Raw genomic sequence first — 23,679 nt, forward strand, 5'->3', positions numbered from 1 at the left:
TTGTGCTTAGCCATTGTACAGGAATTTTAGGCCCAACCGTTATGACTTTTTTTGGATAGTAATGATGCAGGTAAGGACGGCGCTTTCTCCGGCACCTGGAAATAAAAGGATGATCAGAACTATAATTCACCCACAGCAGCCAATTATAACAATGCGTCTTCCTGACGAAATGATAGGTAAGACTGTTGAGGTAATTGCCTTTGAAATTGCGGAAGAAAAACCTGTAAAAAAAGAAAGTACCAGGCAGGAACGTCTTCAGGAGATCCTGGCACTAACTGCTTCCAGCCTGATTGATCTTAGCAAATTTAAGTTTGATCGTGACAAGGCCAATGATTATGATGAATAGTAAAGTTGTTGCCCTGGATACAAACGTGCTAATTTATCTGCACGATGGATCAAGTGAAACCAAAAGAACAATTGCCGCTAACCTCCTGTCTGATGGCCCTAAAATTCCTGCGCAAGTCATTTCCGAATACCTCAATACGATGCGCCGTTTGACCTCGATGCCAAGGGATGCCCTGCTATTTCAGTCCGCTGGTCTTTTTGCTAAAAATGATATAATACCAGTTACAGCTTCCACTTTACTATTAGCAGGTGAGTTGGTAAAAAAATATCAATTTCAACTCTTTGACGCCGTTATCGTTGCTTAAGACATGCACACCGGGTTGACAGTGGAAAAAACGCTTAAAATTCTCAATCCTTTCAAATAACTAATAATTTTCTTCCTTATTATAAATCATACAGCTCTTTCTGGGATACCACAACAAGACAAACAGGGCTATCCTTGTTTGTCTCTTTTTTTTTAGGGCAAAGCCTGTTCGTGCGTAAATTTATTTAAAAAGCAGCTGTGCAAAATTGAACAGGTTATTCCGCCATACCGGCCAGGTGTGACCGCCCTGGTATTCACTATAGGTATGCTTAATATTCAGCTCATCCAATTTTGCCAGCATCAGCTGACAATTCCCGTAAGCAATATCTTCTTTTCCACCCATAGAAATCCAGAACGTTTTCAAATTGTTGTTAATCGTAGCGGCATGGGCTTTCATAAAATCGTACTGAGCTGCCGCAATACCGGCTTGCCGCGACTGTATCCAGCCGGAACTGAATACCCCCAGGGAAGAAAACAGATCCGTGTTTTTGATGCCTGTATAAAGCGTATGAATGCCGCCCATCGATAACCCCGCCAATGCTCTTTTATTGGCAGCTGTTTCAGCGCGATAGTTTTTTTCTACCAGGGGAATAATAATATCCTTCAGTTCTGATTCAAATGTCTTCAATGCAGATTCGTCGAAAGCAGTGCCGCCTATGTTGGCATCGGGCATCACGATCAGCATAGGCCCGGCTTTTTTTGAAGCGATGAGGTTATCCATGATCAGATCTGTTTTGCCTTGCATGGCCCACCCGGTTTCATCTTCACCGCCACCATGCAAAATATAGAGCACGGGATATTTTTCGTTTGTATTGGCGTCATAACCTGGTGGGGTATAGATATATAACTGCCGCCATGAACCGGTAACCTTTGAGAAATATTTCCTGATCCGGATATCGCCATGCGGCACATCTCTTAACGCATAATAGTTACCGCCGGCAAACGGTATTTCAATACCGCTTGCCATTCTTCCCATGCCGTAAAAGGTTTCGCTGGCGGGGTCCGCAACGGCTACATCATCTATCAGCAGGGAATAGTAATGAAAGCCTTCGCCTATGGAATCTGTTGTTACTGTCCATAAACCGCCGGTGTCTTTCACCATATCATACCTGCGGCCCAGGTCCACCTGGACCTTCCGCGCTTCCGGCGCTTTGACGCGGAAAACAACGCGATGGTCTGCCAGTACCTGTGGATACTTTGCATTGCGAACATTGGTTTCAGCGGGGGCGCCCACCACCGGGTATTTTGAGAAGGTAGCGGTATCTACCGGTTTAAAGATCAGCTGGGAAAACATAAACAATCCGTTCTTCCATACCTTAAAGTCATGCACGCCGGGTTCAATGTAATAGATATGCGGTACATTGTTTTTTTGCAGGTAATCATGTGTACGTTTGCTGAAAGTAACTAATCCGTCGCTGGCGCCGCAGGAGATCCAGAGTAGTTTTATTTGCTGTTTTGCTTCCACAGGATCCGGTATCAGCTGCTCCGGTACTTTGGTGTTCGGGGCAGACGAAAAACCGCCGATCCATGCAAACTTATCCAGGTTACCCAGTCCAAAATTCAGTGACTGCCCTCCTCCCATCGACAGGCCGGCAATGGCCCGGTGCTCCCTGTCTGTATAAACAGGATACTTCTTTTGTATATAGGGAATAAGATCACTCAACAAATCTTTTTCAAAAGTGGCGAATGCCTGCACTTTGTCGGGGGCCATGATATTCCCCGTGGCCCGGTCGTCTTTCATGGCCCTTCCGTTGGGCATAACAACAATCATCGGCTCAATTTTTCCTTCTGCGTACAGGTTGTCCAGGATTACCTGGGGCGTGCCGCCTCTTAGCCATTCCTTTTCATCGCCGCCAATGCCATGCAACAGGTATAACACCGGGTATTTATTTTTCCTGGAAAATCCTGGTGGCAAATATATCAGTGCTTTGCGAGGATTGCCCACTGTTACTGAATGATAGCTGATGGTATCAATCCGGCCATGCGGTATATCTGTATGCGGGGTGTCAAAACCGGGCAGTGCGTGTTCAATAATGCCCTGTGTAAAAGCGGTTACGGTAAACAATAGAAGAATGGTAAGATTAAATACTATCTTTTTCATGTGGAATGATTGTTTTATTACAAATGCAGCCTAGTTGCTTCCGGATGATTAACATAAGAACTAAAAGCACGTATCATCAGAGCCGGTGATAAAACAAAAATACGGGAACCCACCTTTAACTAATAGCTTATTTGTTGAAATTGATAGTATAATTGTCTTATGGACAATAAAACAATATAGATAGCTTCATAACCCGGCGACAACTGTACGCTTTGATTACCGGTTTTACTTTTCAGGGAAACCTTGCCTGAAGAAAGAGAGAGCCAGGCCGCGCCAGGTATTGGCAACCTCTTCCATATACTACCCTCAGGATGGGATAACCCATAGATAAGCCATATATAACCCATATATAAGCCATAGATAACCCATACCTATAGAGATATGGGTTATCTATAGCTTATCACCTTTTTTACTCCGGGTAAACTATAAACATACCCTGAAGGGTTTATATATCGGTAATTACGAATATATCGGGAACACATTCTTAACAATCTCCTAACCCATATTTAACCTCCGTCTAACAATCATTTCCCATCTTGCCGTTGTTACCCCAGCAGGAAATACTATCTGATTGAAAAACCTATTAACTATTGTTTGTTTCAGCCATTATTGATGCAGGAGGAAGGAAGAGTAAGCTCCTTCCTTTTTTTATTCCGGCTGCCAAACCCCTATCTTTACGTAATTTTTTACTGAGATACTATGGGAACATCAATTACCTGTCCCAGTTGCAGGCACCAGTTTGTTATTGAGGATGCTTTTGCAGCGGATATAGAAAAAGAAATGCGGGGAAAAATGGAAGATGAGTGGCGCAGACGCCTGAAATCTCTCCAGGAGGAAAAAGATACGCTTCTTTCTGAAAAAAATAAGATGGCACTCGAACGCCGGCAGATAGAAACGCTGAAACAGCAACAGGAAGAAGAAGTGAACCGCCGTGTACTCGCAGAAAAAAAACAGCTCCAGGATACTATGGAGCAGGAACTACGCAAAACTATTACCGCCGATTTCGGCAGCCAGCTGTCGGCTTTGAAGGAAGCCAACCAGGAACAGGAAGAAAAGCTCCGGGAAGCCCGCAAACAGGAGCTGGAGTTCCTCCGCAAGGAGCAGGAACTGAAAACCAAAGAACAGGAACTGGAAATTGATCTCCAGAAAAGATTACTGGAAGCCCGGTCTGAACTGGCCGATCAGATACGAAAGGAAGAATCCGAACGTAACTCCCTCAGAGATACAGAACACCAGCTGCGCCTCCGTGAACTGGAAAAGCAACTGGAAGACCAGCGCAAACTGGCAGAAGAAATGAGGCGCCGGGCAGAACAAGGCTCCATGCAACTGCAGGGTGAAGCACAGGAACTGATACTGGAAGAAATGCTGCGTCTCCATTTCCCGTTTGATGAAGTGACGCCGGTAGGCAAAGGCGTTCGCGGCGCCGATTGTATACACCTGATCCGCAACCAATATGGACAGGAATGCGGACGCATCATCTATGAAAGCAAACGCACCAAAGAATTTATCAAAGACTGGGTAGAGAAGCTGAAGGCAGACATGCGCAGCCAGGGAGTGGATGTAGCCATCCTGGTTACCCAAACCATGCCGAAAGACATGGAACGGTTTGGTGAAAAAGAAGGGATCTGGATCTGCACCTTCGCAGAGGTGAAAGCACTGGCCTATGTGCTGAGAGATGGAATCATCAAAATTTCAGGTAAGCTCCGCTCACAGGAAAACAAAGGCGACAAAATGCACATGCTCTACGAATACCTTACCGGTGGCGAGTTTGCAGAGCAATGGAAAGCTATCCGCGAAGGATTTATGTCTATGAAATTATCCATACAGCGGGAACGGGATGCGATGGAAAAACTCTGGAAAGCACGCGAAAAACAACTGGAAAAAGTATTGCTCAATGCGGCGCATATCAAAGGCTCTATTGAAGGTATTGCCGGTAGTGATTCGGTAGACCTGCAACTGCTGGAGGATGCAGCCGATGAACTTCCTGAATAAATATAAACCTATGCAAAACAAAAAAATCAACACGATTATATTCGACCTGGGCGCAGTATTGATCGACTGGAATCCCCGTCACTTGTACCGTAAAATTTTTTCTTCGGAAGAAGAAATGGAAAACTTCCTCCGCGATGTATGTACTTCCGATTGGAACGAAACACAAGATGAAGGCAGAACCCTGGCAGAAGGCACCGATCTGCTGGTTAACAGCTTTCCGCACCATGAAGAAAACATCCGCGCCTATTACGGCAGATGGGACGAAATGCTCGGCGGGGAAATTGAAGGCACCAAAAATATATTGCATCAATTGAAGAAAAGCGGGCAATATAAATTATACGCACTCACCAACTGGTCTGACGAAACTTTCCCCATTGCCTGGGCCATCTACCCTTCCCTCCACTGGTTTGATGCTATCGTAGTTTCCGGCAAAGAAAAAATGCGCAAACCAGCCCATGCATTTTTCCAGCTCTTGCTTGACAGATACAACGCCGACGCACATACGTCATTGTTTATCGATGATAATTTACGCAATGTGTTGGCGGCGCGTGAGTTTGGTATTGATACTATTTTGTTTGAAAGTCCGGAACAGTTAAGAATTGAATTAGAAAACAGATCTATAATAATTTAATCCACTACATTACTTACTGTATTTGTTAACCCTTCTTCCACTTTAGGATTTCATTAACACTCCGCAGATAAACTTTCTGTAACAATCAACCATCTAATCCGTTCAAGAAGGATACACGGAAACCGGAATGTCAGGATACTAATCTGTTTGGTCCATGATCGTTAACCTGTAGATTTTATTTTTTTAATTAATACGCTAGGACATGAAAAAAACTTTGCTTTTATTCAGTGCCGCTGCCGCAGTGGTAGCGATGGTTTCATTCAGTAGCTGTCGTAAAGATCCCTTAAAAGATATGACTAATGAAGAGTCGAGGATCTATATCACTAATCACGACAGCACCGCTAACTTCACCTCATATTCAACTTTTAGCATAGTAGATTCGGTAGCAGTGCTGACGCGTAGCAGCGATTCAGCTAAAAAAGAATTAACCGACTACGACAAAAAATTAATTGCTTCCGTAAGCACTGCTATGCAGCAACGGGGTTACACACTTGTGAACAAAGCCGCCAAACCCGATCTGGCGGTGAACCTCACACGTATCGACAACTCCTACACCAACATCTCCTGGAATCCGGGATGGTGGGGTGGCGGCGGCTACTGGGATCCAGGTTACTGGGGATATCCGGGTGGCGGCTGGTACTGGCCTTCTTATTACACCGTTTACCAGGTGAATGAAAGACAGGTGGCCATCGACGTATTTGACCTCAAAAACCCCAAAAACAATAAGCTGACGGCTGTATGGAATTCATTATGGCGCGGCTCAGGCGTATGGAGTATCGGTAATATCGATTCAATGGTACAGGCATCTTTTGCCCAATCGCCCTACCTGAGTAAAACCGCTAATTAATGTTGATTGAGAACTTTTAAACTGACAGGAAATGAAAAAGATAAGAAACTGGATATTGATTTTTGCAGGATGTTTTGCTGCCCAGGCAGTATCCGCACAGGTTCGTCCGCCTTTATCCGTAGATGTTAACTATTCTATTGCACAACCCCTCGGTTCATTAAAGGACTATTCCGATAAAACCAGCTTCCGTGGCTGGAGTGCAGGGTTACAATATCAGTTGAATGACCAATGGTCCGTAGGATTACGTTCCGGATTCCAGGACTTTTACCAACGGCTTCCACGTGCAGTATATCCCGATAAACAAGGCGATGTATCTGCTGTTCAGTCGCGTACGTTACAGGTAATTCCGATCCAGGCAACGGTGAGTTATGCCTTTACCAAACCATCTGCAGCCGTTATTCCGTATGCTACCGTAGGTGTAGGTACTGCCAATATGAATTATGAAAAATACTGGGGTGAATTTGTAGAGAAAGATAATAGCTGGCAATTCCTCGTGAGCCCGGAAATAGGCATCAATGTGCCTTTTGGAAAAGCTTCACCGTTGATGTTCAATGCCAGTGTGCGGTATAATTATGCGCCTTATAAGTATGGCGATATCACCAATTACAATACCGTTCAGGGAAATATTGGATTGAAGTTCTCACTGAACTAAATCCTTTTGTGTCCATATTCTAAGAAGAAAGCGTGAGAGTGAGTCCCGTTCGTGAACCAGCGAACGGGACATTTTTTTTAGAATTCCATATACGCCTTAAAGCCTTTACTAAAGGCTTCCTTAATGGCGCCATCCCTGTCTTTATAAATATAAATTGCTTCCAGCCCATACTCCGGATGCTGTGCAATAAAGGCGAGTCCCTTTTCCACGCCCATCAGGATAAGCGGGTTATCAAAAGCATCTGCCGTAAAACAATCTTTTGCAATCACGGTTACGCTGATAATATTATTATGCAGTGCCACTCCTGTTCCGGGGTGAATGGTATGCGCAAAACGTGTACGTCCCTGGTCAAAAAAGCGGCGGTAATTTCCACTGGTGGCAATACCCTTGCCGGGAAGCCGTACCAGCCCCTGTACCGGCTCATACGCAGTATCCCCTTCCGATGGCCTTTCAATCCCCACACTCCATACTTTATGCTGATGATTATGTCCTTTTGCGCATAATTCACCACCTACATCTACCAGGTAATTATCTATTCCCTGCTGCGATAAAAAATGACCGATAACATCTACCGTATATCCCTGCGCGATACCGTTGCAATCAATCTGTACGCCCTTCTTTACAGCATACAGCTGATCCCCTTTTACACGGAGATAACGGTAACCAATATACGACATAGCAACTTTGATGCTATCGGGTGGCGGAACACCTTTAAAAGAAGGTTTGATAACGCCAAAACCCCACAGGTAAACCAGCGGTTTTACCGTAATATCAAACAGGCCATTGGTAGCTTTACTGGTGAATAAGGCTTTTTGAATAACTGCTTTCATGTGTTCATCCATCGTGATATGGCCGGTTTCATTAAACCGGTTGATGGCTGATCCGGGTTTATACAGCGACAACGACTGATCGATCACGCCAAATAGGGAATCAATTCGTTTATCCATTGACGTGGTATCGGCCGATAAATATTTCACGAGATAGTAGGTACCCTGTGCTTTTCCTTCGCAGGTGATCAGCTTCAGGGCAGGCGCCTGCTGCGCCCGGGTGTTGGCAGACCACAGAAGAATGGCCAGGAAAAAAAATCGTTTCATGTAACCGCTAATGCTGCTATTTAAATGCGTCTAACCCGGTAATATCCATACCGGTGATGAGTAAATGTATTTCGTGTGTTCCTTCGTAAGTCATTACGCTTTCCAGGTTCATCATATGGCGCATTACCGGAAATTCGCCGGTGATGCCCATTCCACCTAAAATGCTGCGGGCGTTGCGGGCTATATTGGCGGCCACTTCGCAGGAATTGCGCTTGGCCATAGATATTTGTGCGGCCGTTGCTTTTCCTTCATTTTTTAACACGCCGAGGCGCCAGTTGAGCAGTTGCGCTTTGGTGATTTCGGTGATCATCTCTGCCAGTTTCTTCTGCGTAAGCTGAAATCCGCCAATGGGACGGTCAAACTGAATCCGTTCTTTGGCATATCTGAGGGCCGTATCGTAGCAATCCATCGCGGCGCCTATCACTCCCCAGGCAATGCCATAACGCGCCGAAGAAAGGCAGGTTAACGGCCCCTTTAATCCGCGGGCTTCGGGCAGAATATTTTCTTTAGGTACTTTTACATTATCAAATACCAGTTCGCCGGTAGCGCTGGCGCGTAAACTCCACTTCCCTTTTGTTTCAGGCGTGGTAAATCCCTCCATCCCTCTTTCCACAATGATACCGCGGATCACACCACTTTCGTCTTTTGCCCACACCACGGCGATATCTGCAAATGGCGCATTGGAGATCCACATTTTAGCGCCGTTCAGGATCACCTGATCTCCATCTTCCCGGAAGTTGGTGAGCATACCGGCAGGATTGGAACCGTGGTCCGGTTCTGTAAGGCCAAAGCAGCCCATCCATTTTCCTGTAGCCAGTTTGGGCAGGTACTTCTTTTTCTGCGCTTCGCTGCCAAAAGTAAAGATCGGGAACATCACCAGCGATCCCTGCACCGAGGCGGTAGACCGGATGCCACTGTCGCCCCGTTCCAGTTCCTGCATCATCAGTCCGTAAGCAATATGATCCATTCCGCCTCCGCCGTATTCCACCGGGATGGTGGGGCCAAAGCAGCCCAGTTCTCCGAGTCCTTCTAAAATATGTGATGGAAAAGCAGCGCGCTGGCAATAGTCTTCAATGATGGGGGATACTTCTTTCTTCACCCACCGGCGTACTGCGTCGCGGATCAAAAGGTGTTCTTCTTTCAGCAAATCATCTATAGCAAAGTAATCAGGTGACTGAAACAGATCTTGTTGCATTAACTACAGGTTTAATACCCAATATAAGAAATTACCTGTTAGGAACCACGTCCGCGGGGAGATTTCAGTCATGTATGCCTGCATTAAAATACCTGGAGACGAGCATGTTATTTCATGACAAGTTTGTACCTTTCCTTCAAATTCAATAACTATGGCAAGCAAAGTTATACCTGCGCTTTTGCTATTGGGATTTTTAGTTGTTGTGATGTTATCATTTCACCCCACACCATTACAATCTGTTGCACTGAGCAAGGTGCTGCCACCAAAAGTCAAATCAGGCGCGTCTCCTGAACTAAAACGTTATTGGATGGTGCTGCTAAAGAAAGGTCCCGTCCGTAACCAGGATACTGCCCTTGCGGCAAAAATCCAACAAGCCCATATGGACAACATCAACAAAATGGCCGCCGCCGGCAAGCTGCTGGTAGCAGGGCCTTTTGAAAATGATGAAGAGTTACGTGGTATTTTAATTATGGATTGTAAAGACAGCCTGGAAGTGGTGTCGCTGGTGAATAAGGATGCTGCTGTGATAGCAGGCAGACTGGCTTTCGAGGTAAAGCCGTGGTGGACTGTAAAGAACTGTATTTTTAAGTAGAAATCAGGAAGATACCGGTACCTGGTGTCTGCTGCAAACTGCAGCTGCCAGGTACCGGTATTAAAAAATTATTTACACGGCTGCTACCATCTTGTTCAGATAGCCGGCCATTTCCACCTGGTATTGTTTGGCTACACGACGGGCGTCTGTAGCAAAATCGTCTCCATTGCCTGCATAAATGATGGCACGGCTGGCATTTACCAGCAGTCCGCAATCCTTATTCATGGCCTGTGTGGAAATTTCTTCGAGGCTTCCGCCCTGTGCGCCTACCCCAGGTACAAGGAAGAAATGATCCGGTACCAGTTTGCGGATATAGCCCAGCTGTGAAGACCGGGTAGCTCCTATCACGAACATCAGGTTTTCCGGAGTGCCCCATTCCATACCGGCTTTCAGCACTTTTTCAAACAGGAATTCGTCTCCGATCTGTTGCATCTGGAAATCCTGGCTGCCTTCATTGGAAGTTAATCCCAGCAGGATCGCCCATTTTTCAGAGAACTGGAGGAAAGGCGTTACGCTGTCTTTACCCATGTATGGCGCAACGGTCACAGAATCGAACTTATAGGTTTCGAAAAATGTTTTGGCGTACTGGGTGGAAGTATTGCCGATATCACCGCGTTTGGCATCTGCAATTGTGAATATACCGGCAGGGATATATTCAATGGTCCGTTGTAAACTTTCCCAGCCGCGCATGCCCATACTTTCGTAAAAGGCCGTATTAATTTTATACGCCACGCAAAGATCTTTGGTAGCGTCAATAATCGCCTTGTTAAAGGCAAACACCGGATCTGCATGAGAAAGCAGGTGTTTTGGAATCTTTTGAATGTCCGTATCCAGTCCTACACACAGGTAAGACTGCTTTTCCTTAATCAGATTCACCAATTCCTGTCGATTCATAGTCGGTTAATTTGGGGCGCAAAGTTAAGAAAAACTTAAGCATTGACGCTTCTTTAAACATATTATGATTACCTGTAATTGAAAAACAACTCTTTTTTATTCACTGTGGTAGTTGTGGTTTACCAGCAATGCGGATTTTCTTTAGCGCGGAAGATTAAAATAAAGATATTCCTTTTTGGGATTATGACCATCAACAAAAATAAAATGTTTCCGTCTATTTTTCAGTTGACCGGCGGGCCTCCATTTCTGCCGCCACACGCAGTGAATTTTCGTCGCCCAATGCCCGCAAATGCGCAATTACGCTGAAATAATCCATATCTTTTTTATTCTGGCTGAGCTTATAATTGGCGTTCACCTCCCGGATGCTCATTTCAAATCCCACAATTGCTTTTACATTATTCCGGAGCGTTTTATCGTCAATATCAGTGATATGCACCGGGCAGGCAGATGCCGCCTCATAGTGATCCATCAGTGCGCCCAGCGCCTGCACTACTTCTGCTTCTTCCTGGATACGGATAGTACCGTGAATATGTACTGCCATATAGTTCCAGGTGGGTATCTTTTCTTTTTCGTACCACGAGGAGGAGATGTACGCGTGATGTCCTGAAAACACTGCCAGTGTTTCGTTTTTCTCAAAAAATTCCCATTGTGGATTGATCCGTGCGATATGTCCGTGTAACACAAATTCTCCGGGTGTTTTTTCCACCAGCGTCATGGGAATATGTGTAGCATGGGGAGTTCCGGCGTTATCGGTATTGATCAGCAAACCAAAACCATTTTCCCCGATAAAATTGGCAATAGTATCCCAGTTGGTTTCCCTGGTATGTTTTGGAGTATACATATGAAGCTATTAAAGCAAATGATTACGGATCACAGGTATCCCTATCTGTAACCCGTAACCGCTGATTCTTTTATACAATAATTTCCACAATCCTGGTAGGAGCAACATTGGCGTTGCGCATAGCGATGCTGCGTGCAGCTGCACCGGCAACATCCAGGAAAGCCTTGCGGGTTAGCTTTTCGTCGCCGGCCATAGCGGGCACACCGGCATCACCACCTTCGCGGATGCTTTGTACCAGCGGGATCTGGCCGAGGAACGGGATATCCATTTCTTCCGCCAGTTGTTTTCCGCCTTCTTTACCAAAAATGTAATATTTATTTTCCGGCAGTTCAGCAGGTGTGAAATAGGCCATATTTTCCACTAATCCGAGAATTGGCACATTAATCTGTTGTCCCATGAACATGGCAATACCTTTTTTGGCATCGGCCAGGGCTACATCCTGCGGAGTGGTTACAATCACAGCGCCGGTAACAGGCACTGTTTGTACCAGGGTAAGGTGAATATCGCCGGTGCCGGGAGGCATATCGATGATCAGGTAATCCAGTTCATCCCAGTATACATCCGTAATAAACTGCTTCAAAGCGCTGCTGGCCATAGGTCCACGCCAAACAACCGCCTGTTTTTCATCTATCAGCAACCCGATAGACATTACCTTGATACCGAACTTTTCTATCGGCTGGATCATGCCTTTGCCATCTACATTCACCATCAGCGGCCTTTCGCCACGTAATCCGAACATAATGGGAACCGACGGACCGTAAATATCCGCATCCATCAGCCCTACTTTGGCGCCATCACGGCCCAAAGCCAGCGCCAGGTTGGCTGCCACAGTGGATTTACCCACTCCCCCTTTACCGGAGGCCACCACAATGATATTCTTTACATTAGACAGGACACCCTGTCCGTTTGCTCTTTTGGTGTTTACGTTGGCCGTCATGACAACTTCCACTTCTGCATCTTTGCTTACCAGCATGTGAATAGCATTCACACAGGCATTGCGGATCAGGTCCTTTAAGGGACACGCCGGCGTGGTAAGAATGACCGTAAATTTTACTTTATTGCCATCAATCTCTATATCTTTTACCATGTTCAGCGTAACCAGATCCTTGCCCAGATCCGGCTCTTCTACGTTGCTCAGGGCCTTTAAAACCTGCTCTTTCGTGATCATAAATTGTTGTTAATTTTGAATCCAGACAGCAAAGTTAACCCAATTGGGATTTAATTTACAATTTCTCTGGGCAGGTGACCAACTGCATGGAAACACGTAATTAAATTTTTATATCTTAGGGCCGGCATGCATCAGAAAAGATCCTACATACTGTCACTCATAATAGTTTTCGTTTTATCTCCTTTCCTTTTGAAAGCTCAGATCGCGGAATTCAGAGACAGCGTTATACAAATTTCGGGTATTACCATGACGGCAGACAGCCTGCGGGCCATCCCCGCGGTAAGCATCCTGGTAAAAGGACAAAACAGGGGAACTATCTCCAACAGATCCGGCATATTCTCTATTGTTGTATTTAAAGGCGATACCCTGTCGTTCAGTGCAGTGGGCTTCAAACATAAAAATTACCGCATACCTCCGGACATCAAAGGCAACAGCTTTTCCCTGATACAGCTGATGGTGGAAGATACCACCTATCTCCCTGTAACTATTATCAAACCTTATCTTTCCAGGGAAGAATTTGAACGTGCCTTCGCCAATATGGACATCCCCGATGATGCCTATGAGGTGGCACGAAAAAATACAAGTAATGCCAGGCTTCGCGCTATGGCCCGCTATATACCGGTTGACGGCAGGGAAGGCACCAGCCAATACCTCAAGAAACAGGCCCAGAGCCTTTACTATGCCGGTCAGCCCCCTCCGCAAAATATCTTTAATCCGCTGGCATGGGCCCAGTTTATCCAGGCATGGAAACAAGGCGACTTTAAAAGGAAAGACGACAGTTATGGCAGTTACTGACCGTAACGTGTAATACCTTAAATTAGCGCCTTATTCAATTCCGACAAATCACTACACCATGCAAAAAATTGCGGTTATCGGCGCTGGTACTATGGGAAATGGTATTGCGCATGTATTTGCTCAACACGGCTACGCCGTAAAACTGATCGATGTTTCGGCCCCGGCACTGGATAAGGCGCTGCAAACCATTACCAAAAACCTGGACCGCCAGGTGGCAAAAGGCGCCATTACTGAAGCCATAAAGGCGGATACACTGGGTAACATTTCCCTGCAAACCGACCTGGCCGCCGGCGTAAAAGAAGTATCCCTGGTAGTGGAAGCCGCCACAGAAAATATTGCGCTGAAGCTGAAAATATTCCAGGACCTCGATCTCCACGCACCGGCTGATGCCATTCTCGCTACCAACACCTCTTCTATCTCTATTACAAAAATTGCAGCCGTTACCAAACGCCCGGCAAAAGTAATAGGCATGCACTTCATGAATCCTGTACCGGTAATGAAACTGGTAGAGATCATCAATGGCTACGCCACCGATAAAGAAGTAACCGCTGCTATCGTAGCGCTCTCCGAAAAACTGGAAAAAGTTCCCTGCGTAGTAAATGATTATCCCGGCTTTATCGCCAACCGCATCCTGATGCCCATGATCAACGAAGCTATCTGCTCCCTTTTTGAAGGCGTGGCCGGTGTAGCTGAAATTGATACGGTGATGAAACTGGGTATGGCCCATCCTATGGGCCCCTTACAGCTGGCGGATTTCATCGGACTCGATGTTTGCCTCTCTATCCTGCAGGTATTGCACGACGGCTTTGGCAATCCTAAATATGCACCCTGCCCGCTGCTTGTGAACATGGTAACAGCAGGTTATCTCGGGGTTAAAAGCGGTGAAGGATTTTATAAATACACCCAAGGTAGTAAAGACCTGGTTGTGAGCGGGCGTTTTTAGATAAAGGGCATGAACTTACTCAACAGCGGATGCTCAATAAAACTATTGTTGCATCCGCTTCGTTTTCTCAACACCAGTAAGCTGATTAAATGTTCAAAGTCCAACCGCTTTCTATGATATTCCGCCGTGTCATTGATCCATGCTGAAACAACAGCGATATCCTGGCAGGGCTGATACGCCTGCATTCTACAGCGAATAAATGTAACATAGTTCCCATATCTTGTCTTTTGTACCTTTTACGCCCAGTTTGTCAACAAAAAATGTTTTCATCTCACCTTCCAGGTTTGAAAGCTCTTTCTCTATAACGGCCTCACATTTCGCCTTATTCTTCAACACTTTTACATCATTGTCTGTCGCAGCTAAAATCTTCTTAAAAAAAGGTAACAGATAAGTGGTATACACTTCATACCTTCTGTTATGAACAGACGGATCTGCCAGTTCTTTTTTTGAAGTAGCTAACAATGATGTTAAAGTTCCGTCTTCAATCAGGCGGATGATCTTTTTTTCACAATTCCTGAAAAAATTCTCATCAAGGATTTGTGTATATCCAATATCCACTTTAATATTAGCCGACAGGTTATCAAGACCATCATCAGGTCTGCCAACGGGGCCAACCCACATAGTGGTTTGCAGGGAACCATCATCTTTATATACTCTGGCAATGACATAACAATAAAAAATATCTTCGATATGTTTACTTAATGCCACCAGATGAGGATACCATAGCTTCTTTGGCTGTTTAAAATCAAATTGTTTAATCAGATCTTCAAATTCATTAACGACGCTAAAAAACTCAGACATACTATCTCTTATTTAGTGGTTACCAGGATATGTTTTTCCATGTGTATAGGTAATTCCGTTATCATCCATTTTCTTCAACAGATCCTGCATATCCACAGCATTAGTTGGATCATGGTCAAAATGCCAGTGCGGATTTGCATCGCCGGCTACCTTGTTGGCGATATCTTTATCCACCTGTTTATCCATCCTCGCTAATGATTCTTTCGATCTCGGGCCTTTGGAGAAGTTATCAGATTTGAACTCAATATCTTTGCCATCATAAGATTTATCATAATTACGCCCGCCAACTGACTTTCCCTTATTGTCTTTCCCGAATATCTCGTCGGCACGTTTATCATGCCATTGTTTGGCCCAGTTCAGCCAGCCCCGGCCTGATCCCGCTCCTGCACCGCCTGTCAATCCATACACATCAACCCAGCTGTTCGGGTCATGCACATAGCCATACATTTTCATGCCCCCCAGCAATCCAATAGGGTCCTGGGAAATATACATGCCACTTCCGGAGTCGTAATACCGGAACCTGTTATAACTTAACCCTGTTTCGGCATCTTCATACTGCCCCTGATAAAGATAATTACAAAATGTTTTATCGCCATGCAGGCGTCTTACTTTCCCATAACAATCGAGTTCCCGCTCCCACACTTTATTTCCCGATGTATCAAATGCATGCACCGGCGTGCCGAGATGATCTGCAACAATACTGTAAGACCCTGCCGCGGTGAGCTTCGCACAGGGCGCCAGGGAACTTTCTTCAAATACCCAGGTCACCAGGTTCTCTACCGGCTCGGCTTCTATCTGCAATGCGCCATCTGCCACTGCTTCCAGGTGCGGTGGATAATCGCCTGTATACTGCCATTCATGCAATGGTACATTGCCGTCCCATAGCCAGCGGGTTACCTCCTGCTTTCGTTTATTCACCTTCGCAATACGCCTGCCCAGCGGATCATAGCTGAATACAATTTCTCCTCCTGCAGGTGTGATCACTTTCCACAGCCATCCGTTTGCTTTCCATTCATATACCCAACCAGTATGGCTTCCTTTCAATACTACTTTATTTGCCTTCGCCCACGCCTGCTTATCTTCTGCTATTTGGTGATTGTGCCGGAATTCTTTGCAGATAAGATTTCCTTCTCCATCATAATAGTAGAAGTAATCCGGACATTCCAGCAGGCGCCCGCCTTTGCCATATACACGGTCGGTTCGTGCGGGTGTTCTGAAAAGATGCCCCAGCTTATCGGGTATCCGGTAAACGGTATCCACCGCAGCGCCGTTTGTTTGGCCATAGGTGGCACTTACCAGGTTATCAAATTCATCATAGGAAAACTGCGCCTGCGCACCATTCAGTTCATTCACCATCCGCCGCAGCTTCGTATTTCTTCCCCATTCATAACGAATGCGATGTTGTTCTACTTTATGCACCCCGATAGATTGCCTTAGTACCTTCCCCTGCTTATCGCGTTGTGTTTCCACACTCACTCCACCGGATAACATCCGCAATACTTCCAGTCCGCTTTCATTATGTTTCCACTGCGCCTGCCAGGCGCCTCCCGGTCCATTAGCCGCCTGCATCCCTTCCACATATCCTGCTGCATGATGTTCCAGCTGAATAGCAGCGCCCAACGTACTCCCTATGAAAACCGGCTCTCCCCATTCATTGTATTCACGGTTCACCGCGTGAGCGCCTTGTACCTCGCTGATGGCGCGGCCGCAGGCATCCCGTTGAATGGTAACTGCGCCGTCTTCATTAAAGGCGCCCGTCAGCTGCCCGTCTTTGTTATATCCATATGCAGTTACGCTGCCGTCGTTGTATTCTTCCCGTACCAGTAAACCGGTGCTGTCATACTCGCAGGCGGTCCACCGATTATCCGGCCGGAATATTTTTTTCACCTGGCCTGCTGCATCGCGCTCGTAATGGTAATGCACACCGTCGAAACCCCATTCATTGATGATATTCCCGTTTGCATCCGGCTCCTGCCGGTACAGCTCTCCTCCTTCGTTGGCAATACTGCGTAGCTGCAACTCCCTGTCGTAATTAAAACGGACATTCACACCATGCTGACTTCTTCCTGTTAACACACCCAATGGTCCGTAAGTAAAACTTACTTCCCGCTGGCCGTCTCCCGCCTTCACCAGGTTATCAGCGGCATCGTAACTGAACTGATGAATACTGCCATCGGCTTCTTCCACATGAATCACATTACCGGCAGCATTGTACTCATACGCGTACCAGTAGCCGGTTTCAGTGGTTTCTTTTATCAACTGCCCCAATTCATCATACTTCCAGTGACGCTGTGCATTTTCAGGAGAAGTAATTCCGCTGAGGTTGTGCTGTTCGTCATATTCCAGCACAAAGGTGCGGCCGTTTTTATAAGTTACGTGGGTGAGATACGGACCTGTATACCTGTACCGCGTTACCACTCCTTCCATGTTCTTTTTCTTCACCACCAGTCCTTCATCATTATAGGTCCATTCTGTTCGTTTGCCACCGGGCGTTTTAAGCCCTGTTAACCGCTGTTCCTCGTCAAAATAAAACAGGGTGGATTCCCCGTTGCCATTGGTTTCTTTCACTTTATTCCCATAGGCGTCATATTCATACTTCATAGTATTGCCCGCAGGATCTACCACTACTTCCAGTTCGTCATACCTGTTGTAATGCTGCAGGGTAACGCCTCCGTTGCCATCAATGAATTTATAAATAAGATAACGTTCGTCGTGGTAGTAGGTTGTCGTATGCCCAAGACCGTTAGTAACAACGGTTTTCCCTTTTTCATACTGTGCATGGTATTCCAATACGCCTTCATCTCCCCAGGTATGAACACAACGCGCCTCCTCTCCCCCGCCTTCATATTCCCAGTAAAAATTCAATCCGCTCTGGTTGGTTAGCCGCACCAATAAATGTCCTTTGTAAAAAAAGTATTTGCTAACATCCCGCGCATTCGTAGTACTGGCGAGATTACCTGCTTCATCAAAGGAATAACGCACGAGGTGAATAACCTCCGCTCCTTTGCGGGTGTGAATCCCTTCAATACGGCCGTGTTCATCGGTGGTTACCTGCAGCAGCCGGTTCCCGCTGTCGATGATCTGTTGCAGATAGCCATGCCCGTTATACCGGAACTGGATCCGGAATCCTGCAGCGCTACATATTTCAGATAGCATACAACTGCCATCTGGTGCAGGCCGGGTGTTGAAGCGATACCGGAGCTGCTCTTTATCTTCCAGGTAATAACCGCTGCTGTCGCGGCGCCACCACAACTGTTCCGCCCTGTTAAAATAGCTGCTGTTTGCAGGTAGTGCCGGCATCACTGTTTCGCGGCCATCTGCCAGGCGGATACTAAAGTAGCCGTTATGCAGATTGTACAGGCTGAGGTTATAGCTATGGTGCCAGTTGTAACCCAATGGCCCCTGTACTTCTGCATTGCTGTAATACGTACGTTCCCACACCAGCGGTATGGGACCGGGCAATTCAAAATCTATATTGGAGGAAACCACACTTCCGCTTGCGGCATCCACAGGTTCCCCAAATCTTTTACATTTAAAATCCTGTAGTACACCTGCCAGCTTTGGAAAGCGGCTTTCTATTTTATTGACCACTTTCTGTAAAGCCGCGCCTGCTGCTTTGGACAGTCCTTTCAGGCCCAGTTTAAACATCAGCTGAAACAGGTCGATAGTCGGCGGACCACCCACCAGCACCGGCTTCCCGGAAGAAGTCATGATCAGCAACATGGAAGTAGGCGCCATCAGCGCCATAGCGGTGCTCTTTTTATTCAGCCGTGGCGGTGAAGGAAGCCCCACCAGGTTACACGACAACGCGGGATGAAACTGCGTGGAAAAAGGGCCCCCGTCTGCCAGCACAGTAGAACTCCCCATCCACATTTCGGATGCTGCTTTGGGCTTCACAACAGGAAAGGGCAAATGTGCAATGATGGCGGGTAAATGCAGGATGGGTGTACCTGCGTTGGCCACCCATTGGTTATGCACTTTTACGGAAGGACTGAGTGCATGCACCAGCATTTGCGCGGTAGCTGCCAGCGAAAATGGTTCCGGCGCCGGTTCTTTTCCTTCCTCTGCAGGCGGCGGGGGTGGCGGCGGGGGCACTACGCTGGCAATAGCCGCCATGATAGCGCCCAGGATATCGAACACCATACCGATATGCGGTACCGGCAACAACGGTGATGGAGGAAATACGGAATCGTGAAAGTCGATACCTATGCCGAGATCAAAATATTTTGCGGCGGGCATTCCCGGGAAAGCGGGTAAAATACTGGCCATTCCTTTCTGGATATGGTCCAGTGAGTTTTTCTTTTCGGCAAATAATGCTCCAAAGCCTTTGTTTTCTACAGCCATGATATGATTACTTTATTCCCTCGCGGGATAGGATCTTAGTTAAACTCAAACAAGGTGGATTTACGTCTCACTGTTGCTTTGTCCATGCCTTCCGCCTGTAGTAATGTATGCCAGTCATCGCCTAATAGTTCCTGTAGGTTACTTTCCAATATGGCGAGATCTTCCGGTCCCCGGATCTTTTCACACAGATGTACTGCCATCGCGGCTGCGTGCAGGAAAGTTGATTGTCTTCTTACTTCCCGTTCCAGGTAGCTGCCGCCGGTCATGGACAGCAATAGGTTTTCAAAGGCCGTGTTCAATTGTCCCAGTTCATAATGCAGGTGACCACAAAGGCGGTATCCTTCCATGATCATAAAGGCATCGCCTTTATTCACGGCCTCCAGCGCCAGTGCTTCATAGAGTGCAATGGCCTGTTTTCTTTTCTTCCTGCCGGCCAGTATAGCGGCGCGGATCATCACACAGGATTTCCAGGTAGGATAGCCTGCCGGATCATTCCTGTCCATCAGCTGCCTTGATAACCGGATGGCTTTATCGGCATAGCCTGCGCTCTTATCAGCTTCACGCGCCATGAAATATGCCTGGGCAGCTATCATCATACCGGCTACTTCGTGGGGTTCACCGCCCATTTTTTTACTTAGTGAAAGCAGGACAGATACTTCCTGATCCAGCGCGGGCGAATCAGGCTGTGTAGTGCAATCCATTACTTTACGGATCTGTTTACGGAAACGTGCGTCTACACTGATGGTGTCAGAGTTGCCGCCGCCTTTGTCCATTTCATGGTTAATAGCGGCCACCATTTGAAGGGATGGCTGCAATATTTTTACCTGGTTGGTAAATATTCTGGGGATGGTAATACGGGAATTGGCCGCTATATCTATCGTAACAAGCCGGATACCTTCCGGCAATCCTTTTTTCAGTACGTCCGCGTACCATGCGCCGGCATCGGGCTGGTCGGGTCTTAAAGCGGGGAAATAAATGCAGCAGCCGGTATCTTCCAATCCGCGGATGCAGCCCATAAAACGCCGCAGTTCCTTCCAGGTACTTTGTGCTGTTGGCGGCAGGCTGCGGTCGGGTCGATAATCTGTTTTCAGCAGGCCATCTTTTTTCATTGCGCTGTAAACATCATATTCTTCGCGTGGCACGGGTTCAAACCATTCCAGGAATTCATTCCACAGTCCTTGTTCATACGCCTGGTGATCTTCCTGGTATGGGGAATCAAATCTGAAAAATATCTCTTTAAAAACACCAATGGCAGTGCGTTCGGTTTCCAGGAATTTATCAATAATTTCCACGTCGGCATATTGTATCAGCCAGATGGCCAGTTTCCATTGGTGATCGCTGTCGGCGGTGGCCCATGTTTCCCTTACTTTATAAAACTCCTGCCCGATAGTTGGTGAGGTTGTCATAAGTGAGCTTTAAGGATCAGGAATTTATTTTCACCAGTCCGCCGGATACTACTACATCGCCATGCCCGCTTACAGTAACATCCTTTGTACCATTTACCATAACGGAGGCGCCGGTAACGTTGGCATTTTTACTTCCGGAGGCCAGCAGGTCTTTCGATATCAGTGTAAGTGAATCGCCTCCTTTCACTACGGCATCCTTACTGTTTACAGTCACAGTTTCCGTGCCTTCCAGGTAGATGCCTTTTTTGGCTACAATAGAGCCTTGTTCGGAGGCTGCGATGCTAAATTTCTCGGAGGTGATTTCGACTTCTTTGGAAGATATTGACATTTTTGTTTTGGAGAAGAGCGACATTTTATCTGTACCATCTATGAAGATGGTATTACCGGCTTTGTCTGAAACGGTAACGCTGCCGTCGGCATCATTCAGTAGAATGGAAATGCCGGTACGGGTGCGGATGGCTTTCATGTCGTTATTGGCGGTGCCAAATCCCGACTTACCTTCCCCGTTGTAAGTGGTTCCCAATACGAAGGGGAGTTCGGGGTTGCCACCTTCAAAGTCCACCACTACTTCTTCTCCTTTTTCCGGTACCATATACATGCCTTTGCTGCCGCCACCGTGGGGAGCCACCACTCTCATCCAGGGGGTCATGCCCTGTTGCTGCCATTTGAAACGCGCTCTTACGCGTCCGAGGTCTTTAGGGTCATGATTGTCCACTACAGTAGCGCTCTGCGCTTCACAGAAGGGCATATTTTCCAGGTTCACGGGCGGAGCGGCCGCATCTGCCGGGATACCTTCAAACTCGTTGTAATAGTCGCCGTTGCCGGTTACATGATGAGTGAGCCCCCAGATCATGAATTTCCCATGATCATCTTTTGCGTATACACTCTCCTGTATAGAAATATGATCCCCAACCCGGAGCGAGGTATGCCTGCTGCTGCCCTTCAGTTGCACCATAGCGGCCATACGTCCTTTTTTTTGCCGGGTTACCAGCGTATCCAGTTCTGCTTTGGCGTTGCTGGTAAAGGCGTGGTTCATTTTATAGGTGGAGGGTGTACTGTATAATTTTTCACTTAGTCCCTGTACATGTGAGGTATAATCGTTGACTTTCCCGGCAGGCTGCGCCACCGTGGTATTTTCCACCACTTTATTGTTCCGGTAGTCAAATCCGTTCAACTGCTGATTGTTAGGTTGCACTTTCATTTCGAGGTCGAAGCTCATAAGGTCAACCAGGTGTACCAGTGATACTTCACGGGGTTGATATTTTCCAAAAACCACCTGTTGCCCGTTATAAAAAAACCATTCCCCGAAACGCTCTGAGAGCCGGTGCAGGAAGTCGAACGATGTTTCTTTGTACTGCACAATATATTTCAGAGGCGATGTAGTATTGGGATCTACCAATGGGCGCGCCACATAGGGGCCACCCGCTTTCAGCGTATTGTTCACAATAGCGCTGAGGTCCTGGTTTTCAAACACCTGTACATGCAGGTCGTTACTTAGCAGAACGGTGGGACTGTATCCGCGGATCACGCAAAAACCATGTGTGCCGTCACTTTCTTTTCCGGAGCTGACAGACATCACAATGCCATTGAAAACAAGCGGTTCATATGTTTGTAATTGTTCAAAAGCCTGTATGGTGATGCTCACTTCTTTTCCCAGAAAAGCTTTGGTAGCCGACACCATACCGGGGCCCAGTTCCTGCAGCCAGTCGTAGCCTATTTTCAGCTCAAAACGATGATGTCCCTGTAACTGTTGTTCCAGGCGCAGGGAATGAAATTGTTTAAACTGTTTGTCAGCAATAGATACGGTTGTTATGGTATGTAACATATACAGGGGGGCTTTTAATATTAATATGGTCCTATATCTGATCTGAAAAAGCTGGATGGGCGCTGCTGCATGAGCAGATCTCATCTCAAAAAACACCTGAAAAACGGGTTAAGGAAATCCTAGTTAACAAAAATAAATTTAAGGAAATTTATATTACGACCGGCTCATTTTATGCAAACGGGGAAAATATTTCCGGGGGTATTTTAGGGAGATGATCCTGAAGTACGGATTCCTATCTACATGTTGTAATATCCGCCTGCTTACCAGGATCATCCATTTTTCTTTCAGGGCTTTTGTGGTTGTATCTGCAACCCGTAAATATCTTTTAAGCGCAGCAGGCAAAGCTCTTCACCTGATTTTGGAATGCCGATCACCATTTCACAGAACAGCTGAAGTTCCTGTGAAATAACGGTGCAGTTATTTTGCTTCACCACCATCATCACGTCGTTCATGATGGTATAATCGAAGCTGAGATGATATTTTGTTTCTATGTTTTTCTGGATCACGGGGATCAGCTGCAGCACCATAGCCGCGCTCATTTTGTACGCATTGATGAGTCCGGGTACGCCGAGCAGGCTGCCGCCAAAATAACGCACCACCACAATGAGCACATCCGTAATTTGTTTACTGTCTATTTGCCCCAGGATAGGTTTGCCTGCCGAGCCGGAAGGTTCCCCGTCGTCGCTGGCGCGGAACTGGAGCCCGGCGGTGCCAATGCGGTAAGCATAACAGTGATGGGTGGCCTTTGGGTGTTCCTTTTTTACCTCGCCGAGGCATTCTTTTACTTCCTCAGGCGATTTAACGGGAAATGCGTACGCGAGAAATTTACTGCCTCTGTCTTTAAATTCTGCTACTGCTGTTTTATCAATTGTAAAATAAACCTCCATCAAAATAATTTAATACGCGCTT

20 protein-coding genes are annotated in these 23,679 nt (G+C 46.6%); 9 read left to right on the forward strand and 11 right to left on the reverse strand.

All coding sequences use genetic code 11. The features are described from left to right. Positions 1–109: 109 nt before the first annotated feature. Both ACMXI2_RS21675 and ACMXI2_RS21680 read left to right on the forward strand, forming a co-directional pair. Positions 110–346 carry a hypothetical protein gene (locus ACMXI2_RS21675; protein ID WP_483778158.1) on the forward strand — a complete coding sequence of 79 codons (237 nt, stop codon included), beginning with the start codon at positions 110–112 and terminating at the stop codon, positions 344–346. Beyond that, complete coding sequence (locus ACMXI2_RS21680; protein ID WP_483778159.1) at positions 336–650, forward strand: PIN domain-containing protein; 315 nt, start codon at positions 336–338, stop codon at positions 648–650. Before ACMXI2_RS21675 ends, ACMXI2_RS21680 begins: the two co-directional genes overlap by 11 nt. Before the next feature lie 180 nt (positions 651–830). On the opposite strand, the gene ACMXI2_RS21685 is transcribed toward ACMXI2_RS21680, so the two are convergent. Next, positions 831–2,750 carry an alpha/beta hydrolase-fold protein gene (locus ACMXI2_RS21685; RefSeq protein ID WP_483778160.1) on the reverse strand — a complete coding sequence of 640 codons (1,920 nt, stop codon included), beginning with the start codon at positions 2,748–2,750 and terminating at the stop codon, positions 831–833. 699 nt (positions 2,751–3,449) lie between these two features. Between ACMXI2_RS21685 and ACMXI2_RS21690 the strand changes: the two genes are divergently transcribed. The 4 genes from ACMXI2_RS21690 to ACMXI2_RS21705 all read left to right on the forward strand — a co-directional run bounded on the left by ACMXI2_RS21690 (position 3,450) and on the right by ACMXI2_RS21705 (position 6,872). Continuing rightward, on the forward strand, positions 3,450–4,742 hold the full coding sequence (locus ACMXI2_RS21690; RefSeq protein ID WP_483778161.1) for a DUF2130 domain-containing protein: 1,293 nt from the start codon (positions 3,450–3,452) through the stop codon (positions 4,740–4,742). 10 nt (positions 4,743–4,752) lie between these two features. Further along, positions 4,753–5,373, forward strand: coding sequence for an HAD family hydrolase (locus ACMXI2_RS21695; protein WP_483778162.1), 621 nt, complete (start codon positions 4,753–4,755; stop codon positions 5,371–5,373). A 202-nt stretch (positions 5,374–5,575) separates the two neighbouring features. Beyond that, the gene (locus ACMXI2_RS21700) at positions 5,576–6,220 is read left to right on the forward strand and encodes a DUF4136 domain-containing protein (protein ID WP_483778163.1); all 645 of its coding nucleotides are present in this window, start codon (positions 5,576–5,578) and stop codon (positions 6,218–6,220) included. Between the two features lie 31 nt (positions 6,221–6,251). After that, a complete protein-coding gene (locus ACMXI2_RS21705; protein WP_325642904.1) occupies positions 6,252–6,872 on the forward strand; it encodes an outer membrane beta-barrel protein in 621 nt (206 codons plus the stop codon). A 77-nt stretch (positions 6,873–6,949) separates the two neighbouring features. On the opposite strand, the gene ACMXI2_RS21710 is transcribed toward ACMXI2_RS21705, so the two are convergent. Continuing rightward, positions 6,950–7,966 (reverse strand): FAD:protein FMN transferase, encoded by a 1,017-nt coding sequence (locus ACMXI2_RS21710; RefSeq protein ID WP_483778164.1) that lies wholly within the window; start codon positions 7,964–7,966, stop codon positions 6,950–6,952. A gap of 16 nt (positions 7,967–7,982) precedes the next feature. Then, entirely contained in the window at positions 7,983–9,161 is a 1,179-nt protein-coding gene (locus ACMXI2_RS21715) for an acyl-CoA dehydrogenase family protein (RefSeq protein WP_483778165.1), read from the reverse strand. Between the two features lie 151 nt (positions 9,162–9,312). Between ACMXI2_RS21715 and ACMXI2_RS21720 the strand changes: the two genes are divergently transcribed. Next, positions 9,313–9,753, forward strand: a complete 441-nt coding sequence (locus tag ACMXI2_RS21720; RefSeq protein ID WP_483778166.1) for a YciI family protein — start codon at positions 9,313–9,315, stop codon at positions 9,751–9,753. A gap of 72 nt (positions 9,754–9,825) precedes the next feature. Here ACMXI2_RS21720 and pyrF read toward each other — a convergent pair whose 3' ends face one another. The 3 genes from pyrF to ACMXI2_RS21735 all read right to left on the reverse strand — a co-directional run bounded on the left by pyrF (position 9,826) and on the right by ACMXI2_RS21735 (position 12,656). Then, positions 9,826–10,647 carry an orotidine-5'-phosphate decarboxylase gene (gene pyrF, locus ACMXI2_RS21725; protein ID WP_483778167.1) on the reverse strand — a complete coding sequence of 274 codons (822 nt, stop codon included), beginning with the start codon at positions 10,645–10,647 and terminating at the stop codon, positions 9,826–9,828. Positions 10,648–10,861: 214 nt separating this feature from the next. After that, on the reverse strand, positions 10,862–11,488 hold the full coding sequence (locus ACMXI2_RS21730) for an FMN-binding negative transcriptional regulator (protein ID WP_483778168.1): 627 nt from the start codon (positions 11,486–11,488) through the stop codon (positions 10,862–10,864). A gap of 70 nt (positions 11,489–11,558) precedes the next feature. Further along, positions 11,559–12,656: an Mrp/NBP35 family ATP-binding protein gene (locus ACMXI2_RS21735; protein WP_483778169.1), complete on the reverse strand. Its 1,098-nt coding sequence runs from the start codon at positions 12,654–12,656 to the stop codon at positions 11,559–11,561. Between the two features lie 189 nt (positions 12,657–12,845). Between ACMXI2_RS21735 and ACMXI2_RS21740 the strand changes: the two genes are divergently transcribed. Further along, on the forward strand, positions 12,846–13,451 hold the full coding sequence (locus ACMXI2_RS21740; RefSeq protein ID WP_483778170.1) for a carboxypeptidase-like regulatory domain-containing protein: 606 nt from the start codon (positions 12,846–12,848) through the stop codon (positions 13,449–13,451). A 58-nt stretch (positions 13,452–13,509) separates the two neighbouring features. Beyond that, a complete protein-coding gene (locus tag ACMXI2_RS21745; protein WP_483778171.1) occupies positions 13,510–14,394 on the forward strand; it encodes a 3-hydroxyacyl-CoA dehydrogenase family protein in 885 nt (294 codons plus the stop codon). A gap of 186 nt (positions 14,395–14,580) precedes the next feature. On the opposite strand, the gene ACMXI2_RS21750 is transcribed toward ACMXI2_RS21745, so the two are convergent. The 5 genes from ACMXI2_RS21750 to ACMXI2_RS21770 all read right to left on the reverse strand — a co-directional run bounded on the left by ACMXI2_RS21750 (position 14,581) and on the right by ACMXI2_RS21770 (position 23,657). Then, positions 14,581–15,195, reverse strand: a complete 615-nt coding sequence (locus ACMXI2_RS21750; RefSeq protein WP_483778172.1) for an Imm25 family immunity protein — start codon at positions 15,193–15,195, stop codon at positions 14,581–14,583. A gap of 12 nt (positions 15,196–15,207) precedes the next feature. After that, on the reverse strand, positions 15,208–19,539 hold the full coding sequence (locus ACMXI2_RS21755; protein WP_483778173.1) for a DUF6531 domain-containing protein: 4,332 nt from the start codon (positions 19,537–19,539) through the stop codon (positions 15,208–15,210). Positions 19,540–19,574: 35 nt separating this feature from the next. Then, entirely contained in the window at positions 19,575–20,945 is a 1,371-nt protein-coding gene (locus tag ACMXI2_RS21760) for a hypothetical protein (protein ID WP_483778174.1), read from the reverse strand. Between the two features lie 16 nt (positions 20,946–20,961). Further along, on the reverse strand, positions 20,962–22,770 hold the full coding sequence (locus tag ACMXI2_RS21765) for a type VI secretion system Vgr family protein (RefSeq protein ID WP_483778175.1): 1,809 nt from the start codon (positions 22,768–22,770) through the stop codon (positions 20,962–20,964). Positions 22,771–23,054: 284 nt separating this feature from the next. After that, positions 23,055–23,657: an IMPACT family protein gene (locus ACMXI2_RS21770; RefSeq protein WP_483778176.1), complete on the reverse strand. Its 603-nt coding sequence runs from the start codon at positions 23,655–23,657 to the stop codon at positions 23,055–23,057. Positions 23,658–23,679 lie beyond the last annotated feature (22 nt).

Source organism: Chitinophaga sp. G7 BAM 1005 (assembly GCF_057126945.1).

Excerpts from the sequence above, each read along its gene's own strand:
- ACMXI2_RS21710 (WP_483778164.1), bottom strand. The coding sequence starts at position 7,966 with ATGAAACGATTTTTTTTCCTGGCCATTCTTCTGTGGTCTGCCAACACC.
- ACMXI2_RS21680 (WP_483778159.1), top strand. The coding sequence starts at position 336 with ATGATGAATAGTAAAGTTGTTGCCCTGGATACAAACGTGCTAATTTAT.
- ACMXI2_RS21755 (WP_483778173.1), bottom strand. The coding sequence starts at position 19,539 with ATGGCTGTAGAAAACAAAGGCTTTGGAGCATTATTTGCCGAAAAGAAA.
- ACMXI2_RS21715 (WP_483778165.1), bottom strand. The coding sequence starts at position 9,161 with ATGCAACAAGATCTGTTTCAGTCACCTGATTACTTTGCTATAGATGAT.
- ACMXI2_RS21720 (WP_483778166.1), top strand. The coding sequence starts at position 9,313 with ATGGCAAGCAAAGTTATACCTGCGCTTTTGCTATTGGGATTTTTAGTT.
- ACMXI2_RS21700 (WP_483778163.1), top strand. The coding sequence starts at position 5,576 with ATGAAAAAAACTTTGCTTTTATTCAGTGCCGCTGCCGCAGTGGTAGCG.
- ACMXI2_RS21735 (WP_483778169.1), bottom strand. The coding sequence starts at position 12,656 with ATGATCACGAAAGAGCAGGTTTTAAAGGCCCTGAGCAACGTAGAAGAG.
- ACMXI2_RS21695 (WP_483778162.1), top strand. The coding sequence starts at position 4,753 with ATGCAAAACAAAAAAATCAACACGATTATATTCGACCTGGGCGCAGTA.
- ACMXI2_RS21730 (WP_483778168.1), bottom strand. The coding sequence starts at position 11,488 with ATGTATACTCCAAAACATACCAGGGAAACCAACTGGGATACTATTGCC.
- pyrF (WP_483778167.1), bottom strand. The coding sequence starts at position 10,647 with ATGAATCGACAGGAATTGGTGAATCTGATTAAGGAAAAGCAGTCTTAC.
- ACMXI2_RS21750 (WP_483778172.1), bottom strand. The coding sequence starts at position 15,195 with ATGTCTGAGTTTTTTAGCGTCGTTAATGAATTTGAAGATCTGATTAAA.
- ACMXI2_RS21745 (WP_483778171.1), top strand. The coding sequence starts at position 13,510 with ATGCAAAAAATTGCGGTTATCGGCGCTGGTACTATGGGAAATGGTATT.
- ACMXI2_RS21765 (WP_483778175.1), bottom strand. The coding sequence starts at position 22,770 with ATGTTACATACCATAACAACCGTATCTATTGCTGACAAACAGTTTAAA.
- ACMXI2_RS21685 (WP_483778160.1), bottom strand. The coding sequence starts at position 2,750 with ATGAAAAAGATAGTATTTAATCTTACCATTCTTCTATTGTTTACCGTA.
- ACMXI2_RS21760 (WP_483778174.1), bottom strand. The coding sequence starts at position 20,945 with ATGACAACCTCACCAACTATCGGGCAGGAGTTTTATAAAGTAAGGGAA.
- ACMXI2_RS21705 (WP_325642904.1), top strand. The coding sequence starts at position 6,252 with ATGAAAAAGATAAGAAACTGGATATTGATTTTTGCAGGATGTTTTGCT.
- ACMXI2_RS21675 (WP_483778158.1), top strand. The coding sequence starts at position 110 with ATGATCAGAACTATAATTCACCCACAGCAGCCAATTATAACAATGCGT.
- ACMXI2_RS21690 (WP_483778161.1), top strand. The coding sequence starts at position 3,450 with ATGGGAACATCAATTACCTGTCCCAGTTGCAGGCACCAGTTTGTTATT.
- ACMXI2_RS21770 (WP_483778176.1), bottom strand. The coding sequence starts at position 23,657 with ATGGAGGTTTATTTTACAATTGATAAAACAGCAGTAGCAGAATTTAAA.